The sequence below is a fragment of the Providencia sp. genome, from assembly GCF_052096715.1.
GTDB lineage: Bacteria > Pseudomonadota > Gammaproteobacteria > Enterobacterales > Enterobacteriaceae > Providencia.
In genome coordinates this window covers 60554-86462 of record NZ_JBQDNB010000016.1, presented here as the reverse complement: position 1 = coordinate 86462, position 25909 = coordinate 60554, and the positions used below count along the sequence as shown (strand labels likewise).

The following is a 25909-nucleotide window of genomic DNA, read 5'->3' as shown; positions in this document are numbered from 1 at the left end:
AACAATTAATGAGTAACGGAAAAGGCACTAACGGCTTTTTCCAGTTCAGAAAGGGTTTCAGGGTTAATTTCAGAGGTAGCGCTTGGCGTACCCTTGGATTGAGAAGTAGCGCTCGGCGTACTTCCGGTTAATGCGCTAATTAATTTTCGACGCTCAGCGCGGGGAGTGTTCGATTTAGCGAGCAACGCATCCAGCTTACGTATAGCGGCTTGTGGGCTTTCGTCACCATCGTTAATGACATCCGCTGACAACAAACTGTCCGCAAAGCCTTTTTCAATCGCATCGTTAGCACCAATGTAGGTTTCGTTGTCCATCATCTGACTGACAACTTCACTTGTTTGTCCACTGCGCGCCATGTAGATATCGCACATCGATTTATCGAAGGGCTCCATGTCCTGAGAAAGCTTGGCGAGATCATGACGATTCCCAACGCAAACGCCCCAGCAGTTATGGATCATCAAAAAAGCGCCACGGCCCATCTGAATTTCATCCCCTGCCATCGCGATAATAGAAGCTGCAGAGGCCGCGATACCCAACACGTTGACAGTGACTTTGCCGCTGTGGGCGCGAAGTTGGTTATAAATCGCCAGCCCCTCAAACATATTCCCACCGGGGCTATTGATATTCACCACCACATCATTATTGCCAATCGCCCGTAATGCGGCGGCAATGCGTTTGGTGGTTACACCCTCACCCCAATAATCTTCACCAATCACATCGAGGATAGAAATTGTATTGTCGGTACTGGCGGCTTTAATGCTCCCATCCCACTTATCTAAGGCGTTGGGGGTTAATTCATAGCGGATTGACGCGCAGGGGTTTCCCTCCAGTGCAACCGGCAGATGACTCTTTTTCATTCAATTTACTCCTCGGGTTGAGGTTTGGTGGGTGGTGCTGGGCTGCTTTCGGGGAATAGCCAGTTAGCCAACTGGGCTTTAAGCTTTTCAGATTCAGTACCAGTATTCTCTTTACCCAACTGGTCTATAGGGGTTAAGTTAAGCTGAACAGTATAAATATCACCGCCATCAATAGGGGGTAAATTTTCCAGCCGCCGAACATCGTTGCGACTCATCCAGCCATTTTGTAGTGAAGTCGTATAATAACTGGCACGACCTGCACTATCAGCCCTGAGTAATCCTTCAACAGAGAATTCAGCATAATAATCATCATCACCACTTAATAAACAACGACTAATTTCTTGCTCAATATTCACAAGTAACGGCCTTAGTGTATTGGTAAGAAACTGCATGTTCATCCCTTCTACACTAGCCCCCCAACTGCTTTGTTTATCCATATGACCCACCATGAAGGGTGGAACGCGAAACCAGCGGCAAATTTCTTCAATGCTAAAGGTTCGACTTTCAAGCATTTGAGCGGCTTCGGGATTCATAGTGACATTGTTGTATTTCATCCCTCCTTCAAGAACCATCATTTTCCCGGCGTTTTTTGAACCGACAAAACTTAAAAGGTACTTTCTAATTCGTTCACGTTGCTCGTCATTAAGGGATAAGTCTGATGATAAAAATCCCGAGCTTTGTAAACCATTCTCAAAAATTTTAGCTGCAGATTCTTCAACTGATAATGCAGAACCAATCACATCTCTCCCCATTTGAACAGGGATCATTCCGCAAATGCCATCCATACCAAAACCGCGAATATGCATCATATATTTTAAATCAATATTTCTTTTCTTCTGTGTCAACGGGTCAGTATATTGGTACTCGATCATTCCGTTTTCATCACTACGCTTCACAACCATGTTTTGGGGTAATAAAGGATGTAAAGCAACTAACTTAGGTCCTATGTATTTTTTTTCTATGAAGCTATTGCCTCTCAAGCACAAACTGGCCACAACCATTAACATAAACCGAGACGGTGTCATTTCAATGTTGGGTTGCTTACAAAGCAAGCGATGAACAGGGTGATCTTTTGCCAAACTTCTAGAGCCATCACTTTCACTCTTGTAAATTTTTATTGGAAGCGTTGATATCGACTCGCTAAGCAACCTAACACAAGCCCAAACAGCAGAAAGCTGCATAGCTTTATCTGCAGTAACAATTTTCCCACTACTACTTGCTCCGCTCCACTCCTGCCAAAAACCGCCATTGGTTAGCGATATTGGTACGCCCAACCAGTTAAGAAGCGCACTTTTTATGCGCCCCGGTTCCTTGTTATGTTTCATCAGATACCTACTATGATTGGGTTGTCTATAAATCCTGAAATATCAGGGGTATCATTTCCACCACCCACTAATTGACGACTTTTTGCGGTAAACAACGCAACCGGCCCATCAATTTTGTTTTCGGCGGTAGATTTATTCGGGAAGATATTTTCGTTTTTATCAGGTTTAACGGTGACGTTAGATAACATCCACGTCATCATGGGGTTGTGATCATGATGAAATTTACTGGCGTACACATCGGCTTGAACACTTTTCATCGCTTCAGACATGTTTTTTACCGTCTGTGCAACTTCCACCAAAGGCACACCTTCTTCAGCTAAACGGCGAGAGAATTGAACCGCGCTCCAAGGGTCAAAGCCCAATTCACGGACTTCGTCACCTTCACACCATTTAAGAATGTCATCCTTAATAATGTCATGGTCGATCACCTCACCGTCAGTAAGTTCGAGATAACCCATATCAGCCCATTTGCGGTAAAGTTCAGCAATATGTTTAGGGGCCGTTTCAATACGATCTTCGGGCAACCAAAATTTGCACTTAATATGCGTTTTACCCTGATTGTCCTCGTACATTTTGATTGCTGCAGCAACGTCAATTTTACTGGCCAAGTCCACACCAACCCAAACGGGATAATTTTTTAACTCATCATCTGGAGCGTTGACGGGACATTTATCCCACTTGCCCATATCCATCCAGACAGATTCCGCATTTACCCATTTGTTTAAATGTTTAGTAAGAAAATTCGGTCTCGCCGCGACTTGTTCTTTAGCTTTTTTGGCTAACCGGCGCATGTCATCAAAACGCTTACAGACACCTAGCCCCGGATTGGCTTTTATCCAAACGGACTCATCAAAATCATCATCTTTTTCATCGAGTGTGTAGATAATGGCAAAAAAGGTATCATCCTCAACGATGCCAGTGAGCACCTTGATAGCGTAGTCTCTCAGCTCGTAACAAATCCCCTCTTTATTAAACCCCGAGGTAGTTATGGCAAAAAGCAAAGACTGCAGACGTGCACCGGTTGCCGTTTCTAAAACATCCCACACATCACGGGTTTTATGTGCGTGCAACTCATCGACAATACCGCAATGAATATTTAAGCCGTCGAGGTTATTCGCATCACTGGAAAGTGGTTCGAATTTAGAGGCGGTTCGCTCCTGGTATATGGCGAGTTTGTTGTAATCAAATAGGCGTCCAAGAGTGGCTTTTGCCTTTTTAATCATGTTCTTTGCATCTTCAAATACAATGCGAGCCTGATCGCGAGTTGTTGCCGCTGAATAAACTTCAGCCCCACCCTCACCATCAGCGCCTGTCATGTATAAACCGATGCCACTTGAAAGGGTTGATTTGGCATTTTTACGGGCCACTTCATTAAATGCCGTTCTAAATCGACGAACAAGCACCGTATCACCATCATCACCAAGAACCTGCTCGCCGGTGAGTTCATCAATCAGTGGAATAACAAAGCCAAAGATATTAATCAGTATAAAAGTATGCCAAGGCATCAAGTCAATGGGCTTTCCGGCTAATGCCCCTTTGACGTGAGGAATAAAATTATAAAAGTCGAGTATGTGTTGTGCGCGGTCTTCAATGAAATAGATACCACGCTCAGGGCCATGCTCTAGATCATTTAAAAACCGTTGGCACGCTAAGCGCACCAATTCGCACGCAACAATTTCTCCAGCGACGACCTGTTCGGCGTACTGAATTCCATCTGTTACGGTTGCCATTCATCATTTGCGCTTCAAAAATGCCTCGAAAAGATCTTCTTCGGCGGGTTTATCAATGGATACTTTAGAGCGAGAGGCTGGGGTTATTCCAAATTCTAACATCATCTTACAGATGTTATTAAATGCCCTATCTCTCATTGCCACCTGTGGATGCGCCCGAATGATAATGTCTCCTGTACTTGTCGTAGTTTGATAAGACTCACCGACTTCAGCAATAACATCGCGATGATGACGCCATTCGACATATGCACCGATCATTAATTCAAGCGCCATTCCATCTAGCGTAGTTATTACTCCGATCTGATTAAGTTCATCAGCCATCCGCTTAAACCAATACTTCTCTTGTTTGGAGAAATGCTTCGGAGTTAAGGGTACCCCTGAAGGTGGTTTTGGCTCATTTTTATTAATCGGGCGTTTTGATGGGTTCCCCCTCACCAATCGCAGGTGTGTAGGGGTTCTTGGTGGTCCTGACATAATAGCTTTCTCCTATTAATACATACTTGGGAAGACCCAAAAAAAGTTTTCTAACCTGCGGCGATATAACAAAAGGTAAGGCGGCGGTACTTTAGGGCGAGAGTGGTAGAGATTTTACCCGCCCCTCCCTGCTGTTGATAATCATTATCACTTACGTAATATTTTAAATTAATTATCTATAATTCAATTAGTTATGAGCCTTCTCCGTTGCTGTCTTACGTCTATGACATGGCCAGCACAATGACTGGAGATTACTATCGTCATCAGTACCACCGTGTGCTTTAGCTTTGATGTGGTCGACTGTCTTGGCTTCTACTGCTAGTCCTTGGTTTAAATGGTCTTGGCACAGATACTTATCACGCTTAAGCACTCGCTCGCGTATCTTATCCCACTTAGATCCATAACCACGTTGGTGTCGGCTCTTCCCTTGCTGGTGGGATTCCCAGCCTGTATTCATGTGCTCATCACAATAACCACTGCGATCTATTGTTGTCTTGCTACAGCCATGTTTACGGCAAGCACGCGGTATGCGAGGTGGCATTACAACCACCCAGACTTAGCCGATTGAATATCAGCGTGAGCCCGTTCGATAGCACTAGCCATAGCCATTTCAGAACTAGCTTGCGTATGCTGTATTGCTATAATTAAAGATTGTAGTTGCTTGAACTCAGACTCAACCTGTTGCTTATACTTATCGAACTCAGACTCTTCATGAGATATTGATTCACTAACACTTGCAATAGTAGCTTTAGCCGCTTTGCTTAGTGGTACAGCTTCTAACTTATCAACATAGACAACGCCGCCACCTTCACTAACATCAAGCTTAGCCATAGCGGATGATTGCTCGTGGTTATCATTAATACCTGTGGTTATTTCAGACCGCGCTTGCTCTGCACCCTTTTTAGTTTGTTCTTCTACTGGCTGCAGTACCATTTTCTGTATAGTGCCATTCTCAATAAACACATCATTAATGAACACTCTGCCAGAAGAAACTGTAAATACAGGTTCTAAACACCCTTTAGGGTTGAATATACCAAAATCCATTGTGAAGCCTTGCTTAGCTGGATGTTTTAATCCAGTGCTCACCATTAGGCCTTCAATACGTTTTAGCTGCGCTTCCAGCTTATCTAAGTCAGTGCTATCGACTGATATCTTTATAGATAGGGTGCCTATTTCTTTTTTATCTGACATGACTGTCTCCACAAATGAAAAAGCCACCAGTGATTAGCTGATGGCTATTTAGAATATTCTTCTAGACGAATTTATATAACTGCGCGGTACCGAGTGACCACCAGCATTCAAAACATATATAAAATCCTATCAATGCTACTCAATGAATAGCATTTAAAAAATTAAATATGACTACTCGTAACTTGCCTCAAGCGTTATGAACTCCCGTTAATGTAGTCATTTATTATACGGGTGCGTAGATGTATGAAAACCTCATAAAAAAAGCCGCTTTCCGCGGCTTATAACTAAAATTTGCTAGTAGGTTATATAGTGTTTTTTTAATTCCAGGCTCCAATTCTTTAATGTCCTAGCTCTTCTAGCTAATGTTTTACTACTTAGTGTAAAACACTGTTCCTTTAAAAATTGCTCCGCTGAACAAGGATCCAGCTCAGATAAATTACTTACCTCGGCCCACTGTATCCAAGCCCAACAGCAGTGGCTTTGCTCGAAATTTTTTGCAGCTATTTTTAATTTCGTATTATCATCAGCTTCTATTAATTGCTGCCCTGAAACAGTTACATTTCTATACTGATCAATAAAACCTAATATTCTTGCTGCGTGAAGGTAATAATATATATGTCTCTCACTTAGCCCTGTATTGGTCGTATCTAAACTGTTATCAGACCATTTTACCTCAATTATCTTAAATACAGTTTTAAGGATATCTGCTTGGGGAACTTGCTCACCACTAACAGAAGTAGCTGCGGACCTGCGTATATCGTTTAAATAAAATTCAGCGGCAGACTTGGTTAAATCAAATATCACCTCATCGGTATTAGTGTTTTTTAACTCAAAATTAGTACCCGTTTCAATAACACTATTTAATAAATAAAAGAAAGATTGAAAATCCAATCCATTTTCCATCATGAATTTTTTAATATCTTTCCTATTCAAAATAAGATTATAAAGCCTATTTAAAATAGACTCAAAATCAGCTAATTTTTCAGCTTGAAATGATAATATAAAAGAACCCGGCCTTGCTGCCACTGGTCGTATTTTATCTTTAAAATCATGAGCTTTAATCATATGCTGATAAAAAACATCAAAAGAATCAAAAATACTAGATACATGATTTAAATCTAAAATACTTTTTTTAGCACTTTTTTCCACATGAATTTCATGTGTTGAATATTCCACTGGATGCCCTAAGCGCCCATTAACTAACATAGGGACAACTGAACTAATATCCAGACCTTTTTTAGGAAGAGCAATGTCATATACATCTTGCGTATCTTTTGTTTCAATCGATACTGAACATTCGTCAAAATATATGTTTGCTGCATAAAAAAATGATTGCTCCTGTTCAGTCAAAACCGAATAAATATCAATCCTTTTTCTTTCTAGCATTTCCAGTCTGTCTGGAGATATCGGAATAATAAACCAATTAGAAGAATCCTTTGTATCACCAATCCAATATACTAAATAAATTGATGAAACTTCATTCGTTACAGAAAATAGGCGTGGTTCGTCATAGAATTCATAAACATTACGAATAACTAAGTTGCCGAATAATTTATGGGAAATAAATATATTTTTCATTTATCTCTCCCTAATACGCATTCAAAATGTTCATGAATTTTTGAATCCACTCTTAACCAAACGGTGAAATGAGCAGGGTTTACAAATGTTTGCTTCATTTTACCCATTTTAGCTATGAGCTCTCCCTTAGCTATCTTTTTGTTGCCTAGCGCTTGAGGGAATTTATCTTGATTATTTTTCGCGCCCTCATAACTATTAAAAAATGATGTGCCATAGACACACTCTTCCTTTTCTCTCGTATTGCAAGAATTAAGCCTTCTTTTATCTTCTTCATAAGTTGAGACAAAACATGCCTGTACTGGGGGATCGCAAATAACAAGCCTAAAAAGCTCCCCTTCTGCATCTGATGCATTTTTAGGAGGAACAAATGAAGGGTAAAAATCAGGCCACTCACTTAAAACATCATTATTTTCAACAGAAGGTTCTGACATGCCATCAATCCATGAAAAAACCTACCAACGTAGGTTGATTTGATTTTAAACTATTGATGTAAATATATCAGAAAAATTTTAAATATAAATGAAAAGGTTAATTCAATGTGATATTGATTCTACTTTTTATCCTATATTCTCTTCCATGGCTTCGATACCAGTAAGTGCTTTACCTTTCCAGTTTACGTACTGCTTCGATCTGGGCATTTGCTTTATCCAGTGCTGCTAATAAGGAATCAATCCATAACATCGCTTGGCAATAAGTTAAGGTGCTGGTGGTAGCGGTACTAGCACTGGCTCGGTTAGTGTTTTGGGTATCGGCGTACATTGACCGTAATTCGTAGGTGTACTTGAGCAACCGATCAGCAATAGGCTGAGGCACAAGCAGATCACAAGTGGGCTCTTTTTTAAGAATTGTTCTATATTCAATGACTCTCTCCTGCGACTTAACTTCTGCCTGAATACCATAGCGGTAGGCTGATGTGGCTATTTGATTAAACCGATTGAATTGAAGTGATTGGCTGGCAATGATTTTACTTTTATTACTGTTATCTACCTTCAGTAATGAATTGCTTTCATACTCAGTTACAGCCCACCAGCCTAGACCAACAATCATTAAGAATAACCAAAATGAGTTATCTATTTTCATAAGTTCACCTGCCGAGCTTTATAGTGATTGACTGCACTTTGACAGTGTTTTTCTAGACTTACCTTGTCAGTGCTACAGGTATCATCTCTGAGTGCGTATACGCCAGTTGCCATAAAGACAATGGTTCCGATGAGGAATAAGGATAAGTAGATGCGAATTCGCCAAGGCATACCGCGTTTTCTACTTCTCGTCTTGTCATTAACCCTTTCCACGGCTTGCCCCCTGCGTATATCCAGCGTTTTAGTTCATTGCATGCGCCAGTGTGGTCACCGGCATTGAGTTTTTTAAGTAGAGTAGAACGTGAGAAAGCCCCTGTTCCGACGTTATAAGTAAATGAATAGAGTGCCGCCCTGGTGTAATCAGGGATATTGACTTTAATTAAGGGATTTACCGCTTTAGCGACGATTGCTAAGTCTTTTTCTAACAGCGCATCACACTCAGCTTTTGTATAGGTTTTTGTGGGGATAATGTCAGCGCCCGTGTGCCCATAACACACCGTCAAAACACCGACCACATCACGATAGGGCTTAGGTTCATACCCTTCAAAATTAGTGACCATTGCAACAGTTAAGGCCATCAATCCACCAGCAGCAGCGGCCATTTTTATTTTATTAGGTATCTTTGCCACTATTTGCCCTCTCTCTTAATTTGAATTCTTTTCGTTTGTAGTGCCAATTAACAAGGAATGTTCCGACCGTACAAATAATACCGATAATGATTGCCCATTCTTCTAAAGTGAAAAGTCCAGCTGCCGCCGTGCTTATTCCAACCGCTTTTGCATAGAGGCTTGAGTTGTCTGACATACGCATATCTCACCCCCTAGCGGAGGAATTTAGTTAATAGGTAGCCACCAGCAACGTCATTGCAGTAATTAAACATGTTGATAGTGATTTGCGGTGGCTATATACGAAAAAGGCCACGCAACGCGCAGCCCTTAGAATAATTTTGGAATATTTTGTTGCTTGAGCTAGCTGGACCGCCATCGAGGCATCGAACCCCGACTCTTAGTTTCGCTAAGACTAAATACTCTTCCAGTTGAGTTAATGGCGGGTAGGTATTATTTAAACCAGTAAACTAATGCGAAGGTCGTCAAAGTCAATACAGCGATAGTTAACATACCTTCTGCAATTGATAGAATTCGGTGGTATAGCGCGTTCTGATCCATAAGGCTTTCCTTTGGATACCGCATCTATTGTTTAGATAAAAGCTCGCGGGTGCAAGATTTGCTGTTTATAGCAATGGGGTATGGGTGATCTAAGCACTATAGCACGTCGACTATGAATTAGCGCGATTAATAACCAGAAAGCAAAAAACCCGCCATTACTGACGGGTTCCGCTATAGATACCCACTAATCATCCATGATGGCTATAGCGACGACAGAGTACGTCACACATATCTAACTTGCAATTTATAAGTGTAAAAGTTTATTAACACAACGCATGTCACTCTGACTAATCGCAACGGCGAGCCTTATGTTTGTTTCAGGCATAAAAAACCCCGCAATGCGAGGTTATATATAATTTTGGCAACATATCAAATTAGCCTTAAATATGGCCTATTTTGTTCATTTTTGCAAGTTATAGTACTTATTTTTAGATATTTGACTGCTTCGTGTTCGCCCCATGGATAACAAAGCTTGTTTATCTAGCTCATAACAAATATCTAAAAGGTCATCCCAATATAATTCATAATTCATTTTCCAGTTATTACGCTCTACCCCCACCAGTCGTGCTAAGTCTGTCTGTGCGTAATCTCTACCAGTACAAACCTGAACTGATAACCAAACCAATGATCTTAATCTCTCCTTAACCTTTTTAGTTATCTTCTTATCTTTATGCTGTTTTTCAAATTCAGACCATATGTGAACGCTAATATTGACCTGATGGTCAAATTTTAAACTATACCCATAACAATACTTTATCCATGAGTGTTGCTCTTCACTTAATGCATTAATAGCCCTGCGCCACGAGCACAATAAAAAATCATCATGATCTATCATTGGATTTGGAGTTCGACGATAGCGGGTTTCCGATGCATAGACTGGATCTGTATCACGACAAACAAGGCGACCATTTAATTCTAAATCTCGCTTTTTAACCCTTGGCGTAGTTCTGGTATCTGTTAACCCAAAGTCTTCAAATGATGCAAGCTGACCTTTTGTTGCTACTCTATAGTTTGATGTCGCTTCCCATGCCATATCGCTTAAATATTCCAAGTCATGCGCATAAATTAGCATATAAAACCCTCCACTGCGTTCCGCATAGCGCATTAACCGAAAACACCTAGCGCCGCTGAACGGTCTAGAAATTTAAATAATAAATCAATTTGGCTTCCATGCTCGCTTTCCCATCCCTTTTGGTCATCATGTAGGTTTCTGTGGTGAACCCGACACAGTGGAATAGTGAATAAGTCATGAGATTTAGTACCAATGCCGCCTTGACCGTGACCAATGATGTGATGAGCATCGTCTGATGTAGCACCACATACGCAACATGGTTGCTTCTTAACCCACTGTAGGTATTTATCATTAGTCCAGCGCTTAAGTTTTGGCTTTAGCATGAAACTAGCTGGTGGCTCGGGGTCAATGGTTAAATTTAATACAGGCTTTGATAACCGGACATCATTATATTGGTCACTGAGGTATTGGTCAGAAAGAGAGATAAGACCCGATGGTTGATGTTTTAATTCATCGGGTAATGTTGTGATCAGCATTCTGTCATTAAACATGTTAAGGCTTGCTCCTGGTCTAAACATAACAGCGTTTATTTCAGGAATACGGATCGGGGTTAATATCCACTGATTATTCATGCGGCTTGCCCCACTACCATTAATTTAACGAGATCGGTACTTTTGCTCTCAAAGAAATGCGGTTGTGTTTCGCGAGGATTGTTAGGGCTAGTCATGTTTTTCCCGTAGATTAGCCCCTTAGAAGTAATTGACCAATAATGCTTGGTTTTATCTACTCCCTTGGTGCTTGGGCGTGACTTTCTTTCCACCAGCCCCAATTCAGCTAAACGCTTATAGGCTGCTTGAGCGGAGATATTAAGTGCATTTTTGCGGATTAATTCGGTTAATGAGTGAGTTGTCCTGCTAGATCCGTCTGCTGCATCAACAGGGGCGTCAATAGCGTAGGACGGCATAATATTTGGTAGACCAGCAAATTGCTGTAGCTTTTGATAGGCGCTCAATTTTGAGCTATTTGATAAATTTAAAGTTTTTGTCGCTGACTCAAGGATTATTATAGCAGCCTTAATTCTTTCACTTTCCGTGTCTGTGGTTTGTTGCTGCATCACAATTGAATCAAAAGTACGAATAACCTTTAAATTGAATGCTGGGCTTATCCACATCGCATAGGCATAAACCAATTCTTTACAGACAAACGTTCCGCCGTTACGTCCGGGTACTGCTATTACGGGTTCAGATATACTACGGGAATTTCCCGTAGTTTCTTTTTTAATCAATTCTATCAATTCTTGGATTTCTGGCCGGCGCATGAATTCATGCACTTCCAGTGTTCGGCTAGAACGATTCTCACCATCAGCAGACATTGCTGCTTTTTGTAAATCGTTCAAACAAAAAAAAGATTCTGAAAATTGGCGTACGCTGACGCCATCAATAACCAATTGGTTCATGATGTATTACTCCACAAGTTGTTTTAATTCATCAACCCAGCTTCCGCATATCACTGGATTAACGTACAGGTTATTAGAATACATGGTTACACCTGTTTGTCACTAGGAAATGAAATTAAGCGAATCTCTATCTCGAACCGACCACCCTTTACGACTTCGCACCACTCCATTTCGACACGCTTAACCTGATCATCATCTTTCCAAACCTTAGCGTGTGTTAACGCATCGAATGCGGCTTTCAAGTAATTATCAATATCTCTCCGCTGTTTTGTGGGTGGGTACATCTTCACAATGACTGATACATCTTCAGTGATTGCCTTTGGCATTTTGCGCAATTGATCATAAACAGCGGCTATAGCGTTAATTCGAAACTTGCGACCCTGCTCACTGAGTAACATTCGGCCTTTAACTGTCCGCCAGCAGGAATTGACGCTAGGGGGAAATGGCAATACTAGCGATATTGATTTATTCATGAGCTACGCCCTTGTTCCACGCTGTGATTGCAGTTTGCTTATCGTTTACTTCAGGGCCTTTCGCAATGCAACTATGGCACTGGATATAAAACCATGTTCTATAGCTATGGCTTTCGAGGGTGATATTTTCACTGCCACAAAATGGACAAGGCTGAATTTCTGATATTTTGTTTTTCACGCTCTTACCTCTGCTAGCAATGCATCAAATTTCAAGACCAGTGGGTTATGTGTTTTAGTAAGCTCTTTAACATCACAACGTAAATACTTATTCGTTTTCTTTCTGAACTTACTAATCTCTTTGTCTTTTTGAATTGTTTTCTCATATCCATCACGCGCAATGATATAAACAATGTGCTTACCGTCTTTTTTGCCTGATTTTCTTACTGCTCCGCAGCGATATAAAAAATTAATCGTGTTGCTAGCGTGATTATCTGTAGATGCATACATATTTTTAATTAGCTTTGTTGTGATCTCGTGTCCTACTTTAAAGTCTTCAACAATTCGGATATGTAAAGGTTTCACGCCGCTACCTCCATCTTCTTAGCTAACCACTTAGCTTGCTCTATGAATGCCTTGCCGCGCTGTTCCAGTTCTTCGCGGCTGATGTAATCAAATTCTTTACCGGTCCATGTTTTATCGAATACGACTATTGCCCCGGCAAAGAATGCACCAGTTGGTTTTTGTTTCTCATCAGCAGGGATAAACCACTCAGGAACGTCAAAACCAATGCGACCACGGATAAAACAGATATGATCTGCATTTTCTGGCCACCACACTTCACTGGTTGCCGCTTTCAATAGAAAAATATAGCGACCACCCTTTTCACGCATCGCTGAAGCATGAGACATAATGTGGCGAACCCCCGTTAGGGCTTGTTTTTCGTGATATGACGATCTGGAATAAGGTGGATTACCAAAAGCAACGCCGCCAACTTCTTTCAGCTTTTCCGACCAGTCTTGAGTCAGTGCGTTATCTTCTGCGGTGTAGAAATGAGGGCATTTGCTATTTTGCCCATCGGTGAATAAATCTAAATTGAATGGACCATATAGGGAATTAATACCCCAATAGATATCTTCTGGTGTTTTCCATTGGTCGCCAACCTCTTTTAACCAGTGGGCTGATTTAGCTTTGAGCTCATTGAGCTGTTGGACGTAGGCTATTTTAGGCGCTAGGTCTGCAATAGCATGGCAAATGCGCTCACCAATCCAACGCATAACAGGCACTGCCATTGAATTACCTAGGGCGCGATAACGGTGACCATCAGGACAATCGTCAATAGGTTTATCTTTAAAAGGAACTTTGGTGTGATTATCAGGGAAACCCTGTAGGCGTTCACATTCAACCGGAGTTAATCTGCGTACAATATTATTAATGCTAACGCCATGAACATCAACTTTAGTCAATGTGTATGAGATATCAGATTCATTAAAGCCTGTTTGATTACCGCCATTTTCCGGTTTACGGCCGATAATATTGCCAGCTAATGCGATAGCCGGTTGTTGAGAGGCTTGTAAACAACCTACCGTTTCAGAACTAGCCCCCAGTGTTGATGATGTTTTACCTCCAGCTTGTGGGTTAAAAACAACCATTTGAGGCTCTTTATAATCATTCGCCCCAATTGTATTCGCTATATTGATGCCAACATTTAATGATTGTTGCTTACTTGAGCAAGTCACGATTAAATCGGTTGCACTTTTATCATCACGACTTCTTAATGTTGAGGCTGAATCATCTGGCGTATATTGACCGAATGACTGTAATCGGAATGTATCAATAACATGAAAATCACCCGTAAAGGCTTCTTGGTTTCCAGACCAGTGTTTGGTACCACAATTTGCTAAGATGGTTCCTGTTGTTTTATTACCGCTTGCAAGGCATTCTCCAGCATCACTGGTAATTTCTTCTGCCTGCGTTCCGCTCGTCTCAATATCCCCTCGCATGCCTGGTTGCTCAAATAGTATTTCTGAGACACTAATGTCTTTTCTAGCAGTTGCGACAACGAAGACTCTATGGCGTCGTTGGGGCACTCCGAAATATTGAGCATTGAGGACCCGCCACGCGATAGTTCTTTTGGGTCCAACAATATAACCAGCGACCGGCCAACTGATAATGTGCTCACTGTTTTTTTTGTTCCACGTCCAGAACTGGTTTGATTTTCCATGTTCAGGTCGCGCACCAAGCTCAAACTGTTCATCTTCTCCAGCCAATCCAGCGAGGAAACATCCAAAGGCATTATCTTTGCTACTGAGGACGCCGGGGACATTTTCCCAGACGATGATTGCTGGCGCTTTGCCTTCGTTTTTTCTGATTTCATCAATACAATCCGCTAATTCAACAAATGATAAAGTTAATTGCCCACGCTCATCACTTAAACCGCCGCGCAAACCTGCAACGCTGAATGCTTGGCATGGAGTACCACCGACTAACACATCTGGGGCTACCACTTCACCGGCGTTTAATTTGTCAGTGATAGTGGTCATATCGCCTAGATTCTTTACTTCTGGCCAGTGGTGATTTAATACAGCGCATGGGAAAGGTTCTATCTCACTAAACCACTCAGGTTTCATGCCTAATGGTTCCCAAGCAACGCTCGCAGCTTCAATACCAGAGCAGACAGATCCGTAAGTTAATTTCATTAGATAGCACCTCGCTGCTGGTGGGTTTCCACATACAGACGAATATGCTCATAACGCTGCTTAACTTGAAAATGGTCAGCATGATGATTTAAGTGACGAAATTTTCTGCAAGTGATTAAATCACGGCGAGAATCATTCCATCTCCTGCGAAGCTTACGAATAACCCACAATTTACGAAGCTGTTTAAACATCGCAATTAAGCCAAATACATTCACACCGTAAATTTCTTTAGATTCACTACGCATCATGCTGTCACCTCTTTCGCTGCTAGTTCTGCGGCTTGTTGCCAAACTCCAATCCACGCCTTACGACCGACAAAATCAGTCATACGCCTAACGCCAGATTTTCCTGCTAGTTCAACTGCGATTTCTTCAATGCGATTTTTGGCTGGTGAACGCGAACCGATAAGGCGAGTAAATGCTTCATCACGCTCAACCGTATCAATTTTGATTTTTTGCTCACCTGCTAAGCGCAGTGTCAAATCATCCCATTGGCTGCGCAGTGTTTTCGGGCATTGAACATTCTTTTTCCAGAATTCATCTTGGCTAATGCGCTTATAGAACTGGCAAATCTCTTTGTGGGAATGGCCGTCAATCTCGTTCATCAAGCGAACATCATTTGCCCATTCTGTGAAATTAGGCTCCTTAGGCGCTTTCAAACCTAACTCTTTGAAAACTTCACATTTGAGACCAAACAACCAGTTGGCACACTTGAGGTCATCAGCCGATCCCCATTTTTGGTAGTTAGGGCTGTAAATCACGGCTTCTGGATAACGATTTAAAAAATCAATTTTAGGCTGGTCGCTTAATTCGTCAGAATTCTGCGACGAAAGAGTATTTACTAATGGATCATGTATTGAAGTTACTGACGGATCGCCCCCAGATTCTGGCGGGTCAAAACGATTAATTTTGCTCGATTCTGACGGGACAGATTTTGATGCAACAGATTTTGATGCGTCAGGATTTGATGTGTCAGATTCTGGCGGTTGAGGAATGGCAGCCATCGCCGCTGAAGCTAACTTGCCAACATTCAATTGATAAATATTGCTCGTGTTGCGGTTACCTTTGCGGCGTTTCTCACTTGATAACCAACCTGCTTTCTCTAAGCTTTTGATGGCTGTACGCACAGTACTTTCACCTGCGCCAATTTGACGGGCAATAGTCGGTACCGATGGCCAGCAAATTCCTTCATCATTTGAGAAGTCAGCAAGGCGAGCCATGATAGCAACCGAGGTTATCTTTAAACCCGCACTCGCGCAGCCATCCCAGACGTAACTTGATAGTTTTACACTCATGTTGCTACCTACTTAACTTCTGAATAATATTTTTTAAAATCACTAAGTGGCACAAAGCACGGATGCTCATAATCATCGAGCATGAAAATAACTCGCTGCTTTTGTCTATCCCACTCAATGACTTTGACGATACGACCGCGCTTATCTCTGAAATTACGGTCAAGGTTCTTATGCTTTTCATTGGACATGAGCCTCGCCTTCACTATTGAAATAAAAATTAGCCCAGTCGCTTTTTAAATCGGCGATGTCTACCAATTGTTGTTTGGTCTGGTAGTTGCCCAGAGCGTCAGCTGACGTTATGATTTCGACATATTGAAACAGACCATTTTTAGAAACGGATAAGCACTTAAATTGCTTTCTCTTACTGATTTGGTTTAAACTGCTCATGCTAGTTACTCCACACAAGTTGTTATTAGCAACCGACGCTCGGGACCGCATATCCTGAGCGTCACCCTTTCTAGCGTTACTCATCATTTAGTCACCCCATAAACAACTGGTAATGAATTCACAAAACCACGTGCATAAGCGCAGACTTTGTCTAATTTGCGATTTATGGCGATTATTTCATCATTCGTTAAAATGCCGTCCGCTATGCTTTCTTTGATGAGAATGGTGAGCGAGCCCTGCATCGCATCTAAATTCATGCGAATTTCAAATAGCTCAACTTTGTCTAAGTTTTCAGGGTCTACTTTCTTCGCTGGGGTTATTCCATGGCGATCCATGTGATAGCCCACCAGCAACTTAGTGCCGGATAATTCTTCCATTGCTTCCAAATCATCATTTTCAAAGAAACGACAGCCATTTTTTTCATACAGATTGTTGTTGAATGTGGTTTCGCTCATACCCAAAGCAGCTGCCATTGCAGAACGACCACCAGGCATTGCCTTGCACATTTCTTTAACGACTTCTTTTAGTGTTTGTTTGCACATATCTACAATTCCGTTGTTTTGTTGGTAGTTAATTCAATCAACCTACTCTGATAAATTTCATAACCACTTTTGATTGTTATGGATATAAATCAGGCCGCAGCTTGCTTCTCGATATTCCTGACGCTTGCTCAACAACAAGAACTTTATCCGCTGGAATTCTTTTATTTCTGTTTAGCCAATTCCATATTTGTTGCTGCTTAACAGGCTTATTTAAAAGCTCACTTATACGTTTTGCTAATTGCGTTTGGCCACCTGCAGCAGTGATTGCAGTTTGTAACCCTACGACACATGAATTACTGGTTATATGTCCCATCTAGCCCCCTAAGTTGTTAAATACAACTTTATAATAATTCAAAACAACAACTTTGACAACTTTTAGATGTTGGAAACTTCAACACTTAAAGTTGTAAAATACAATTTCGAAGGAGGAGGAAACTATGTCGATAGCTAAACGGTTGTTAGATGCAAGGGTTAAAGCAGGGATGAGTCAGGCGGATCTGGCTGAAAAAGTGGGTGTTAGTCAACAATCAATACAAAAGATTGAATCAGGGCAAACTAGCTCCCCTAGAAGGATTGCGGATATAGCTAAAGCTGTAAATGTTTCTGCTCATTGGCTTCAATTCGGTGTGCGCGATGAAAACGGGAAAAAAACAGAGTTTGAGATAAAAGAATGGGAAGACGTCCCGAGTAATAGCGACGCTGACTTTGTTGACATCCCCGTACTTGATATTGAATTAGCTGCAGGCTGTGGTGCAAATGCAGAAGTTGTTGAATCAGAAGAATATACATACCCATTCCGTCGGGATGAATTGCGTAAATACGGTGTTAATGCAAGCAACGCTAGAATTGTCAAAATAGTTGGTAATAGCCTCTATCCCGTATTGAATAGCGGGGATCTAGTTGCTGTTGATATCAGCAATAAGACAATAAAAGATGGGGATCTTTATGCTATAAGGGATGGCGTTTTATTACGTGTAAAGATACTTGTTTATAGGCCAGATGGTGGCATTGTTATTCGTAGCTTTAATAGAGAGGAATACCCTGATGAACAGCTACCTAGAAGCGAAGCTGTTGTCAGGGTTCATGTTATAGGTAGAGTATTTTGGTCATCACGAAGTTGGTAAAAATTTCATTAGGATATCTTCTGTAGTTATCTTTACGCTAGATTTTCCACTATCTCTATCATCAATAGCTTTTTCTATTTTTCTTCCGTGGCTAGAGAATCTCCAGTCACGGGAGGATAATACACCGATAACTAAATAGTCTGCAGTTTGCGTTACTCTATCAATAACCTTTCCACCAGCATTTTCTATTAGCATTGATATTAAAGACCTTTTTCCTGTAATAAAATTACCGGTCAAACAAATTGTTGATCCTTTAATGTTTAATACATCAATTTCATCACAGGGTAGATGACATGACAAACCATCAACCACACCACTATCTAAGTCTGTGCCAGAGAAATCAACTAACGCTTTATAGAGTAATTCACTTTCGCTTTGATCTATTATTCCATCTTCCTTTATTGTCTTTACTAGCTCATACAAATGCCTGCCAGGATAATTTCTTTTTAACATTCCATTTTGAGTTAGCCACCACTCTAAATAATTAATTTCTTCTATACCGAGCTGCCTATCAGCCACTATTCCCTTACAAAGCCCATTTAATAAGTTAATATCAGATTCTGTTGAATATAGATCAATGCTTGGCATGTCCATTATTGCTCGCTGCACATCCAATAGCATTTGCTTTAGCTCCTTTCTTTCCTCCAGCGTTATCACTCCATCATCTAGCACTCTTGATATTCTTTCTTGTAAAAGCATGACGAACGCATTGTTAGCTATTTGCTCAGAGTCAGAAAGCCATGTGGTAATGTAAAGAATTTCAGAATCTGACAATTCACTATCTGATAAAACACCATCAATAATCGAAATTAAATTAGCAAATAGCTTATCTCTATTCCGTTTGTAGTTAAAAGCTGGGTTGATATTCATAGTTTCTCCTATTTTCACTATCCTCAAACTTTCTTTAACTTAAATCAAACAACATAAAGTTGTTGACAGTCAGTTTAAATACAACTAAATTACAACTTAAGGATGTTTAGCAAGAAAACAATTAACTACAACTTTGACAACTTAGGAGAGCATTATGCAACCCAATTCAAATGAACCAATCGTTACTTTTAGTGTGCCAATGTCGCAGGATGATGTGCGCGAGTGGATACTTGAAAAAGCTAAACAGATTAACAATCTTCAAAAGCTCCGTACCGACCGCGATGATCTGCAATCTAAACTCGAAAAACTCGACGATGAAATCGCAGAATGCATAGACATGTGCGCTGTCACTATTAGTGCTTAATTGAATTTAACTGTGTGGGGTGTGCAATATGTGTGGAGTAACTAGCGAAAATGATAAGAAAAAAGGTCAATTCGATTTAAATAAAATTGACCCTGCTGAATTCACTGGCTCTGAGTTGTATAAGTGTCTATCAGACAGTTTTTATCCTTTCGTTCGGTTTAAAAACAAAGCGCAGTCGGTGAATTTTGAGTTGAGTCAGCTTTGGCATGCGGCCAATGATGCAAATGAGCATATTATTGCTGCTTTAAATACTGCCAACCATTACCAAGGGTCCAACCTACAGAAAGATCTACTTCAAGATTATCAGAAGCTAAAGGAGTTGGTAAATTTTTTAGAAAAGTTTGGGCATTTTCAGGTAGGGGATATTTAAGAAGGTGCTTCTGCAAAACGATAATCTTCGCGGTATCTGAAAGATTATAAAACAGATCGGGGAGTATTCCTGTTTTATTGTAAGCAAATGAAGTTAGAGTATTGTCAAATGATTGTTTAAACCAAATGTCAATCTCATTGTTTCGGTATTCATACATGACAACTTCAAGCAAAAATAAAATATAGGCTTTTTTACGAACAGAATGAGCTCTTGGATCGTTATCTTTAAAATAACAAGACTCTAAATTGTGAGCCTCACATAGAGATTCATTTAAAGTAGCCCAAAGAGTTGAATAAATAGACATGAATATACCCTTATTGTTATTGCGGAATAACAATAATACCACAGCCGCCTGATGTGGCTAAGTTAGTTCAGGCATTACATTGAGACTCACATCATACATAAGGCCACTGATACTTAATCAGTTCACACTAGGTAAGTTTATTAATTATTGTCAGTGGTCTTATTTATTGTGTGTGGAGTTAATAACTATGCGGAGATTAACAAATGAAACGTTTTCCAATTACTAGTGCAGTTATATTTAAAGCGGAATTACCCAGCGCTGAAGTTCTAGAAAATCATTTAAAAGAATTACCTTTTGTTGATATTTTAGAATCACATTCAGTTAGCTATGGTTTTATTCCTAATAAGATTACAGGCGAATTAGTTACACCAATTGAAGGTGGTTATATTATTACTTTTCGCATTGATGAAAAGATACTACCTAAAGCAGCTATTGCGTTTGAAGTTAATAGACGTATTGAAAAACTAAAAGAGCAAGGTACTGATGATTTCCTTGAGACTGAAATAAAGTATATTGCTATAGAAGAAATGCTTAAAGTTGCTCTAACTAAAACTAAGATTATCACTGCACTTTATCATGTTGAAAAAGGGTTTCTTATCGTATCAAGCACTCGAAAACCAGAGCATCAAGCGCTGGTTAATTGTTTGATTAAGGCTTGTGGATCGGTAAAAACAGAAACAATTCACATTGACGATGCAAAAAATGGAATAACAACACGCCTAATAAACTATATCAATAATGAACCATCAGCTGACTGTTTTGGTGGGCGATTATACCCTTGCAACTTCTACTTACTACAACGTAAGGTTGAGAAAAAATTAGAATCGGTTAAATACGACGCTGAACTGCACTATGTACAGCGTGAGTTAAGTGAGAGTTTATCAAATGGATTTCGTGTCAGCCTAATGGAATTAGCCACTCTAGATATTGTCTTTAAATTAAGTGATAACTTCGAATTTAAGGGAATAAAACCAATTAGTGATATTGACTGTGATGGTGATAGAGCTTTCCGTCATCGACATATAAATTCTGTATTTATGTTTCACATGATTAATACCATCGAGTTATTAATTGAATTATTAAAATACAAAGAAAAAACAGAATAACTATTTAGCCAATACCAAGGAATTTAATTCTCTTTATTAAGAGACGGACTTTTATTATCTAAATTTTGTGTGGAGTATTAATGATGGGTTTTATTCGGGACACTAAATTACATGAAATGGAGTGTATTAAAGCAGATGGGATACACCGCCATTATAGTTTTTCAGAACCAAATAGATCTGCTTATTGGTTTGATATTGTAACCTTCCCCGGCTATTTAGTTATGACTGGTGATATGGGTACATGGGCATTTAGGCGCATTAGAGATATGGTTCAATTTTTTAACAAAGACCGCATCGATCGTGGGTATTGGGCAGAAAAATTACAAATGGGCTCAGGGCGCAGTGAAGTTGCTGGTGCCTACAAAGAAGTTGATTTACCAAATACATTAAAAGATCTAAGAAAAATACTTGAATCTTGGTATACCGAAAATAAACATGATGTTGACCGAGAGGAAAAAGGGGAACTTAAGTCCTCTTATAACGAATTTGCTTCTAGGTTAGGCAGCGTTAAATCTTATGCTGAAAATTATTCTTGTAGTTCAATTTCTGAGAATGTTTTCTACCGAGCAGTTGAAGAAGCCGATTTAACAAGTGAATCGCAGTGGCAATATGACTCCCCATGGGATTATGAGGATCTATATCCTCAGTTTAATCCGACTTATCACTTTTCTTGGGCGTGTGAAGCAATTCAATATGCATGTCACCGCATTGCAAATAAAGAAGTGGCTGAAGCCGCCATGGATAAATTTTTAAACTTTAGCCAACTCGTTAATTTTCCCCCTACTTTTATTGCTGACTTAAAGCTTGAAAGTATTCATGCATACGGAGCTGAGGGATACGTATTTAATGATACTAAAAAACGATTTGTTGATGGTGCGCCTGTTCAAACATCACAGGTTATCAATATCGATACTTATTTAACTGATGGTTATATCCAAACAGTTAATTCAGTTTACAGAATTATTATTTAAGGTGGGTGTATGTCTATTAAACCTGAATTAGTAGAACGCGACGAAAATGGCTACTGGGTACATTCCCAAATACCAGAAACTGAAGACCACGAAATACTAAAAAAGTGGATCGAAGATAACTGTCTTGAATTTTGTAATGTTTGCATGGAAGACGATATTGACGAAAACCATCCAACATTCAAACTTTATTTTGAAGATGGTGGATGTAATATTTCTGGATGGATACCTAGCAAACCACAAGGTGATGGTTGGTTTATTGGTGGAATTTCCGCAACGGATGATAGCCCTGTATGTTCATGGCTGAGACTTGACGTAACAAAACTCAAGGCCAAGTTTATCGAAGCACATAGGGAAGCTGAAAAAGCTGCATTTGAATATTTCTGCGCCTGTGATGTTGGTGAGGAGCGATTTCAAGCAAGTGAAATCTATGAACGCATTAGAACTGCTACACGCATAGGTGGCTGACATGAAAGAGCGCGGAATTATTTTTAATACTGAAATGGTACGCGCCATCCTTGATGGCCGTAAAACTCAAACTCGTAGAGTTGTTAATAATGTAATACCTGGTAATTGCTTATGGCTAAAAAAACCGACCAAAACAAGAAGTGGTACCACTACGCATGTATTGGACGCCCCCAAATATAATTTATGCCCTCTAGGTAAAATTGGTGATCGTCTTTGGGTTCGTGAAACTTTTGCATTACTTGGTAATGAAGATGGTGTTTGCATCGATTGGAATGACAATGTTCTTAAAACTGGTGAAGAACAAGCAGCAAGAATTTATAAAGCCTCTTGTGAACAAAAAGACGGTGATTATGGTTTATGGTCAATTCCTGATGACGCTGACTGGAAACCTCATACTGATAATCATAAATATGACGGTACATGGACACCATCTATACATATGCCTCGCTGGACTTCGCGTATCACACTAGAAATTACTGATGTTCGCGTAGAGCGCTTACAAGCAGCTAGCGACGATGATTTTAAAGCCGAGGGCTACCCGCTGGAGAGGGAATTAACTGGTGGTAGTACTGATGCATTTTGTTGGTTTCGTCACTTATGGGATTCAGTCAGTAAGCCTGATTGTAATTATGAAAGCAATCCGTGGGTATGGGTTATTGAGTTTAAGCGAGTGTGATTATGAATAATAAGATGCTTGAATTAGCCAAAGAATTGAAAGCCGATGCGTTATTAACCCGTAGATATCAAATTGCAAAATGTTCTGTATGGAGCGACCAATTAATTAATCTGTGTGAGCATGTTGAGAAAACATTTCAAGCAAATGAAGAAAGCACTAAATTAATTGAAGCCTTCTGCGCTGACGATGCTGAATGGCATAAGTTACTTGATGCAAGGGAGCAGGAAAACTTAACCTTGATTAGTTTGGTAGTTAAGTTAGCTGATAAATGTTCTGAAATGCAGAAGGAATTGGATCACATAAATAACCTAAAGCCCATTGGTTACATGGAATCAAAAGGCGAGAAGTGGATCAGGATTCATGGCTTTACGCATATTAATGAAGAAAAAAGCAGGGCAAATAGCATCCCGGTATATCGCTTAAATAAATAAGGACTAACAATGAAATATAAACACTTAATGGTAGATCTAGAAACGATGAGCAACAAAGGTAATGCCGCTATTGTTTCTATTGGCGCAGTAGCCTTTGAGCCTTCAACGGGTGAGATTGGTCCTACCTTCTATACTGTAGTTGATTTAAAAAGCTGTGAGCGCGCTGGGCTTCATATCGACGCTGATACCGTTCTTTGGTGGATGAAACAAAGTGCTGAAGCTAGAGCTGCTATCGTTGCTGATGGTGATGACCTATCCATTACCTTGCTTAGTCTTAGGGTGTTTTCACGAGAGGTTCTAACTGATGATGTTCAAGTGTGGGGTAATGGCGTTGATTTTGACAATATTATTTTGCGTAACGCATATGATGCAGTCGGCATAGAGCCATTCTGGAAATTTTATAATAACCGTGATGTTCGCACCATTGTAGAGCTAGGCCGTAATGCTGGTATTGATCCAAAGAAAACACTTCAGTTCGAAGGTGAGCAACACAATGCGTTAGCTGATGCAATTCATCAAGCTAAGTATGTGTCTATTATCCACCAGCATTTGATTAAACCAGTTAACGACGATATTTAATTTTTAAATCTGTATGCGGCAGATGTGGAGGTAATTATGCAAATGCTAACTTTGGAGGAATGGGCTAGTGATCGCTATCGTAGTCGCCCTCCTGGTCTGGGGACATTACAACGCTACGCTAGAAGTGGCTTGTTCTATCCACCAGCACAAAAAGAAGGTGGTATTTGGCGCGTGAGAGAGGATGCCGATTTAGTCGGTAATTTGACATCACCGGATATCAAAAAAAGTGATAATCCGAAATTGCAAAGGATTTTAAGCGATGGCTGCCCGACCACGTAAAAACAACGTCAGTATTCCTAACCTTTATCCGCTATTCAGTAGGAAAGTTAATAAGGTTTACTGGCGTTATCGCCACCCTATAACTGGAAAATATCACGCCCTTGGTGACAACGAAGCTGAGGCGCGTGAAATTGCCACTGAAGCGAATAGTCGGTTAGCGGAACAACGCAGTCGCCAAGTGATGGCAATCAGCGATAGAGTAGCGAGAATTAAAGGAAAAGAAATTACTGTTAATACTTGGCTAGATCGCTACTGGGTAATACAAGAAGAGCGCCTTGCTGATGGTGATATTAAATTAAACACATACAAACAAAAAAGAAAACCTGTTGATTTAATGAGGCATTCGCTAGCAATGAAGCCATTACCAGCTATTGATGCAAGGGATATTGCAGGGATACTCGATGAATATAAATCTAATGGTCAACACCGTATGGCGCAAGTTATTCGTTCGGTGTTAATTGATGTATTCAAAGAAGCACAGCACGCCGGTGAAGTTCCACCAGGATATAACCCTGCACTTGCAACCAAGCAACCTAAAAGGCGAATTACTCGTCAGCGCCTTAATTTAGAGGAATGGCAAAAAATATTTGATATTGCCAATAATCAACATAAGTATTTAGGCAATGCTATGTTGCTTGCCGTTATTACTGGTCAGCGGCTTGGTGATATTTCAGCAATGAAGTTTAGTGATATTTGGGATAACCACTTGCATGTTACTCAAGAAAAAACAGGCAGTAAATTAGCTATTCCACTGGCATTAAGATCTGAGGCATTAAATATATCACTGCGTGATATTGTTTCTCGATGCCGTGACCGTGTTGTAAGCCCATATTTAATCCATTATTTTCATACAACTTCACAAGCAGATCGTGGAGCACAAGTTACCGCTAATACACTAACCACTAATTTTAAGAAAGCACGGAATAAAACTGATATTGATTGGGGTGAAGGAACCCCAGCTTCATTCCATGAGCAACGTTCTTTATCTGAAAGGCTATATCGAGATCAGGGGATTAATACAAAAGATTTACTGGGTCATAAATCGCAAAAAATGACCGATAAATATAATGATGACCGGGGTAAAGATTGGGTAAAAGTAGTTATTTAATAACAAAAAAATTGGGTAGGTTTTGATAATTCGTTTTGATAACTTTTTGATAACCGTTTCTA

General features: G+C 40.2%; 35 protein-coding genes and 1 pseudogene. 10 read left to right on the top strand and 26 right to left on the bottom strand.

All coding sequences use genetic code 11. The annotated features are described in order from the left end of the window. Nucleotides 1-5: 5 nt before the first annotated feature. The 24 genes and pseudogenes from ACTH6U_RS13420 to ACTH6U_RS13305 all read right to left on the bottom strand — a co-directional run bounded on the left by ACTH6U_RS13420 (nt 6) and on the right by ACTH6U_RS13305 (nt 17513). Nucleotides 6-857 (bottom strand): head maturation protease, ClpP-related, encoded by an 852-nt coding sequence (locus ACTH6U_RS13420; RefSeq protein WP_441832419.1) that lies wholly within the window; start codon nt 855-857, stop codon nt 6-8. Between the two features lie 5 nt (nt 858-862). After that, complete coding sequence (locus ACTH6U_RS13415; RefSeq protein WP_441832418.1) at nt 863-2182, bottom strand: phage portal protein; 1320 nt, start codon at nt 2180-2182, stop codon at nt 863-865. Then, a complete protein-coding gene (locus ACTH6U_RS13410; RefSeq protein WP_441832417.1) occupies nt 2182-3912 on the bottom strand; it encodes a terminase large subunit in 1731 nt (576 codons plus the stop codon). The genes ACTH6U_RS13415 and ACTH6U_RS13410 overlap by 1 nt, the downstream gene beginning before the upstream one ends. A 3-nt stretch (nt 3913-3915) precedes the next feature. Continuing rightward, a complete protein-coding gene (locus ACTH6U_RS13405; protein WP_441832416.1) occupies nt 3916-4386 on the bottom strand; it encodes a phage terminase small subunit P27 family in 471 nt (156 codons plus the stop codon). Between the two features lie 187 nt (nt 4387-4573). Next, nucleotides 4574-4927, bottom strand: a complete 354-nt coding sequence (locus ACTH6U_RS13400) for an HNH endonuclease (RefSeq protein WP_441832415.1) — start codon at nt 4925-4927, stop codon at nt 4574-4576. Beyond that, nucleotides 4927-5577, bottom strand: coding sequence for a hypothetical protein (locus tag ACTH6U_RS13395; RefSeq protein ID WP_441832414.1), 651 nt, complete (start codon nt 5575-5577; stop codon nt 4927-4929). The genes ACTH6U_RS13400 and ACTH6U_RS13395 overlap by 1 nt, the downstream gene beginning before the upstream one ends. A 294-nt stretch (nt 5578-5871) precedes the next feature. Next, entirely contained in the window at nt 5872-7155 is a 1284-nt protein-coding gene (locus ACTH6U_RS13390) for a DUF6575 domain-containing protein (RefSeq protein WP_441832413.1), read from the bottom strand. Next, entirely contained in the window at nt 7152-7586 is a 435-nt protein-coding gene (locus ACTH6U_RS13385; protein ID WP_441832412.1) for a hypothetical protein, read from the bottom strand. The genes ACTH6U_RS13390 and ACTH6U_RS13385 overlap by 4 nt, the downstream gene beginning before the upstream one ends. Before the next feature lie 169 nt (nt 7587-7755). Further along, a complete protein-coding gene (locus tag ACTH6U_RS13380) occupies nt 7756-8235 on the bottom strand; it encodes a hypothetical protein (RefSeq protein ID WP_441832411.1) in 480 nt (159 codons plus the stop codon). 58 nt (nt 8236-8293) lie between these two features. Then, nucleotides 8294-8863: a lysozyme gene (locus ACTH6U_RS13375; protein ID WP_441832410.1), complete on the bottom strand. Its 570-nt coding sequence runs from the start codon at nt 8861-8863 to the stop codon at nt 8294-8296. Then, a complete protein-coding gene (locus tag ACTH6U_RS13370) occupies nt 8847-9044 on the bottom strand; it encodes a phage holin family protein (RefSeq protein WP_441830272.1) in 198 nt (65 codons plus the stop codon). Before ACTH6U_RS13370 ends, ACTH6U_RS13375 begins: the two co-directional genes overlap by 17 nt. Before the next feature lie 756 nt (nt 9045-9800). Beyond that, nucleotides 9801-10505, bottom strand: coding sequence for a bacteriophage antitermination protein Q (locus tag ACTH6U_RS13365; protein ID WP_441832409.1), 705 nt, complete (start codon nt 10503-10505; stop codon nt 9801-9803). Then, entirely contained in the window at nt 10505-11044 is a 540-nt protein-coding gene (locus ACTH6U_RS13360) for a DUF968 domain-containing protein (RefSeq protein WP_441832408.1), read from the bottom strand. The genes ACTH6U_RS13365 and ACTH6U_RS13360 overlap by 1 nt, the downstream gene beginning before the upstream one ends. Beyond that, nucleotides 11041-11868: a KilA-N domain-containing protein gene (locus ACTH6U_RS13355; protein WP_441832407.1), complete on the bottom strand. Its 828-nt coding sequence runs from the start codon at nt 11866-11868 to the stop codon at nt 11041-11043. Before ACTH6U_RS13355 ends, ACTH6U_RS13360 begins: the two co-directional genes overlap by 4 nt. Before the next feature lie 86 nt (nt 11869-11954). Beyond that, on the bottom strand, nt 11955-12341 hold the full coding sequence (locus tag ACTH6U_RS13350; protein ID WP_441832406.1) for a RusA family crossover junction endodeoxyribonuclease: 387 nt from the start codon (nt 12339-12341) through the stop codon (nt 11955-11957). After that, entirely contained in the window at nt 12334-12519 is a 186-nt protein-coding gene (locus ACTH6U_RS13345) for a Lar family restriction alleviation protein (RefSeq protein ID WP_287468040.1), read from the bottom strand. Before ACTH6U_RS13345 ends, ACTH6U_RS13350 begins: the two co-directional genes overlap by 8 nt. Then, nucleotides 12516-12863 carry a hypothetical protein gene (locus ACTH6U_RS13340; RefSeq protein ID WP_441832405.1) on the bottom strand — a complete coding sequence of 116 codons (348 nt, stop codon included), beginning with the start codon at nt 12861-12863 and terminating at the stop codon, nt 12516-12518. Before ACTH6U_RS13340 ends, ACTH6U_RS13345 begins: the two co-directional genes overlap by 4 nt. Nucleotides 12864-12925: 62 nt before the next feature. Next, nucleotides 12926-14977: pseudogene (locus tag ACTH6U_RS13335) on the bottom strand (phage N-6-adenine-methyltransferase); the annotation flags it as partial. After that, nucleotides 14977-15225, bottom strand: a complete 249-nt coding sequence (locus ACTH6U_RS13330) for a hypothetical protein (protein WP_441832404.1) — start codon at nt 15223-15225, stop codon at nt 14977-14979. The pseudogene ACTH6U_RS13335 and the gene ACTH6U_RS13330, both read right to left, overlap by 1 nt. Further along, nucleotides 15222-16271, bottom strand: coding sequence for a helix-turn-helix domain-containing protein (locus ACTH6U_RS13325; RefSeq protein WP_441832403.1), 1050 nt, complete (start codon nt 16269-16271; stop codon nt 15222-15224). The genes ACTH6U_RS13330 and ACTH6U_RS13325 overlap by 4 nt, the downstream gene beginning before the upstream one ends. Before the next feature lie 8 nt (nt 16272-16279). Beyond that, complete coding sequence (locus ACTH6U_RS13320) at nt 16280-16459, bottom strand: DUF4222 domain-containing protein (protein ID WP_441829755.1); 180 nt, start codon at nt 16457-16459, stop codon at nt 16280-16282. Further along, complete coding sequence (locus ACTH6U_RS13315) at nt 16449-16658, bottom strand: hypothetical protein (protein WP_336431073.1); 210 nt, start codon at nt 16656-16658, stop codon at nt 16449-16451. The genes ACTH6U_RS13320 and ACTH6U_RS13315 overlap by 11 nt, the downstream gene beginning before the upstream one ends. An 83-nt stretch (nt 16659-16741) precedes the next feature. After that, nucleotides 16742-17200, bottom strand: coding sequence for a YmfL family putative regulatory protein (locus ACTH6U_RS13310; RefSeq protein ID WP_441832402.1), 459 nt, complete (start codon nt 17198-17200; stop codon nt 16742-16744). Nucleotides 17201-17276: 76 nt separating this feature from the next. Beyond that, nucleotides 17277-17513 carry a transcriptional regulator gene (locus ACTH6U_RS13305; protein WP_441832401.1) on the bottom strand — a complete coding sequence of 79 codons (237 nt, stop codon included), beginning with the start codon at nt 17511-17513 and terminating at the stop codon, nt 17277-17279. Nucleotides 17514-17637: 124 nt separating this feature from the next. Between ACTH6U_RS13305 and ACTH6U_RS13300 the strand changes: the two genes are divergently transcribed. Next, nucleotides 17638-18324 carry an XRE family transcriptional regulator gene (locus ACTH6U_RS13300; protein ID WP_441832400.1) on the top strand — a complete coding sequence of 229 codons (687 nt, stop codon included), beginning with the start codon at nt 17638-17640 and terminating at the stop codon, nt 18322-18324. Here the strand turns inward: ACTH6U_RS13300 and ACTH6U_RS13295 are convergent. Further along, complete coding sequence (locus ACTH6U_RS13295) at nt 18310-19194, bottom strand: BRCT domain-containing protein (RefSeq protein ID WP_441832399.1); 885 nt, start codon at nt 19192-19194, stop codon at nt 18310-18312. The genes ACTH6U_RS13300 and ACTH6U_RS13295 overlap by 15 nt on opposite strands. 154 nt (nt 19195-19348) lie before the next feature. On the opposite strand from ACTH6U_RS13295, the gene ACTH6U_RS13290 reads away from it, so the two are divergent. After that, on the top strand, nt 19349-19558 hold the full coding sequence (locus ACTH6U_RS13290; protein WP_441832398.1) for a hypothetical protein: 210 nt from the start codon (nt 19349-19351) through the stop codon (nt 19556-19558). 233 nt (nt 19559-19791) lie between these two features. Here ACTH6U_RS13290 and ACTH6U_RS13285 read toward each other — a convergent pair whose 3' ends face one another. After that, nucleotides 19792-20232: an ECs1072 family phage-associated protein gene (locus ACTH6U_RS13285; RefSeq protein ID WP_441832397.1), complete on the bottom strand. Its 441-nt coding sequence runs from the start codon at nt 20230-20232 to the stop codon at nt 19792-19794. Between the two features lie 203 nt (nt 20233-20435). On the opposite strand from ACTH6U_RS13285, the gene rdgC reads away from it, so the two are divergent. The 8 genes from rdgC to ACTH6U_RS13245 all read left to right on the top strand — a co-directional run bounded on the left by rdgC (nt 20436) and on the right by ACTH6U_RS13245 (nt 25847). Beyond that, nucleotides 20436-21338 carry a recombination-associated protein RdgC gene (gene rdgC, locus ACTH6U_RS13280; RefSeq protein WP_441832396.1) on the top strand — a complete coding sequence of 301 codons (903 nt, stop codon included), beginning with the start codon at nt 20436-20438 and terminating at the stop codon, nt 21336-21338. Nucleotides 21339-21418: 80 nt separating this feature from the next. Continuing rightward, entirely contained in the window at nt 21419-22309 is an 891-nt protein-coding gene (locus ACTH6U_RS13275) for a hypothetical protein (protein ID WP_441832395.1), read from the top strand. Between the two features lie 9 nt (nt 22310-22318). Further along, nucleotides 22319-22774: a hypothetical protein gene (locus ACTH6U_RS13270; protein WP_441832394.1), complete on the top strand. Its 456-nt coding sequence runs from the start codon at nt 22319-22321 to the stop codon at nt 22772-22774. A gap of 1 nt (nt 22775) precedes the next feature. Continuing rightward, the gene (locus tag ACTH6U_RS13265) at nt 22776-23450 is read left to right on the top strand and encodes a hypothetical protein (protein WP_441832393.1); all 675 of its coding nucleotides are present in this window, start codon (nt 22776-22778) and stop codon (nt 23448-23450) included. A 2-nt stretch (nt 23451-23452) separates the two neighbouring features. Next, nucleotides 23453-23881 (top strand): hypothetical protein, encoded by a 429-nt coding sequence (locus ACTH6U_RS13260; RefSeq protein WP_441832392.1) that lies wholly within the window; start codon nt 23453-23455, stop codon nt 23879-23881. 9 nt (nt 23882-23890) lie between these two features. After that, the gene (locus ACTH6U_RS13255) at nt 23891-24460 is read left to right on the top strand and encodes a 3'-5' exonuclease (RefSeq protein WP_441832391.1); all 570 of its coding nucleotides are present in this window, start codon (nt 23891-23893) and stop codon (nt 24458-24460) included. 33 nt (nt 24461-24493) lie between these two features. Further along, complete coding sequence (locus ACTH6U_RS13250) at nt 24494-24739, top strand: excisionase (protein WP_441832427.1); 246 nt, start codon at nt 24494-24496, stop codon at nt 24737-24739. Then, on the top strand, nt 24720-25847 hold the full coding sequence (locus ACTH6U_RS13245; RefSeq protein ID WP_441832390.1) for a site-specific integrase: 1128 nt from the start codon (nt 24720-24722) through the stop codon (nt 25845-25847). The genes ACTH6U_RS13250 and ACTH6U_RS13245 overlap by 20 nt, the downstream gene beginning before the upstream one ends. Nucleotides 25848-25909: the final 62 nt, after the last annotated feature.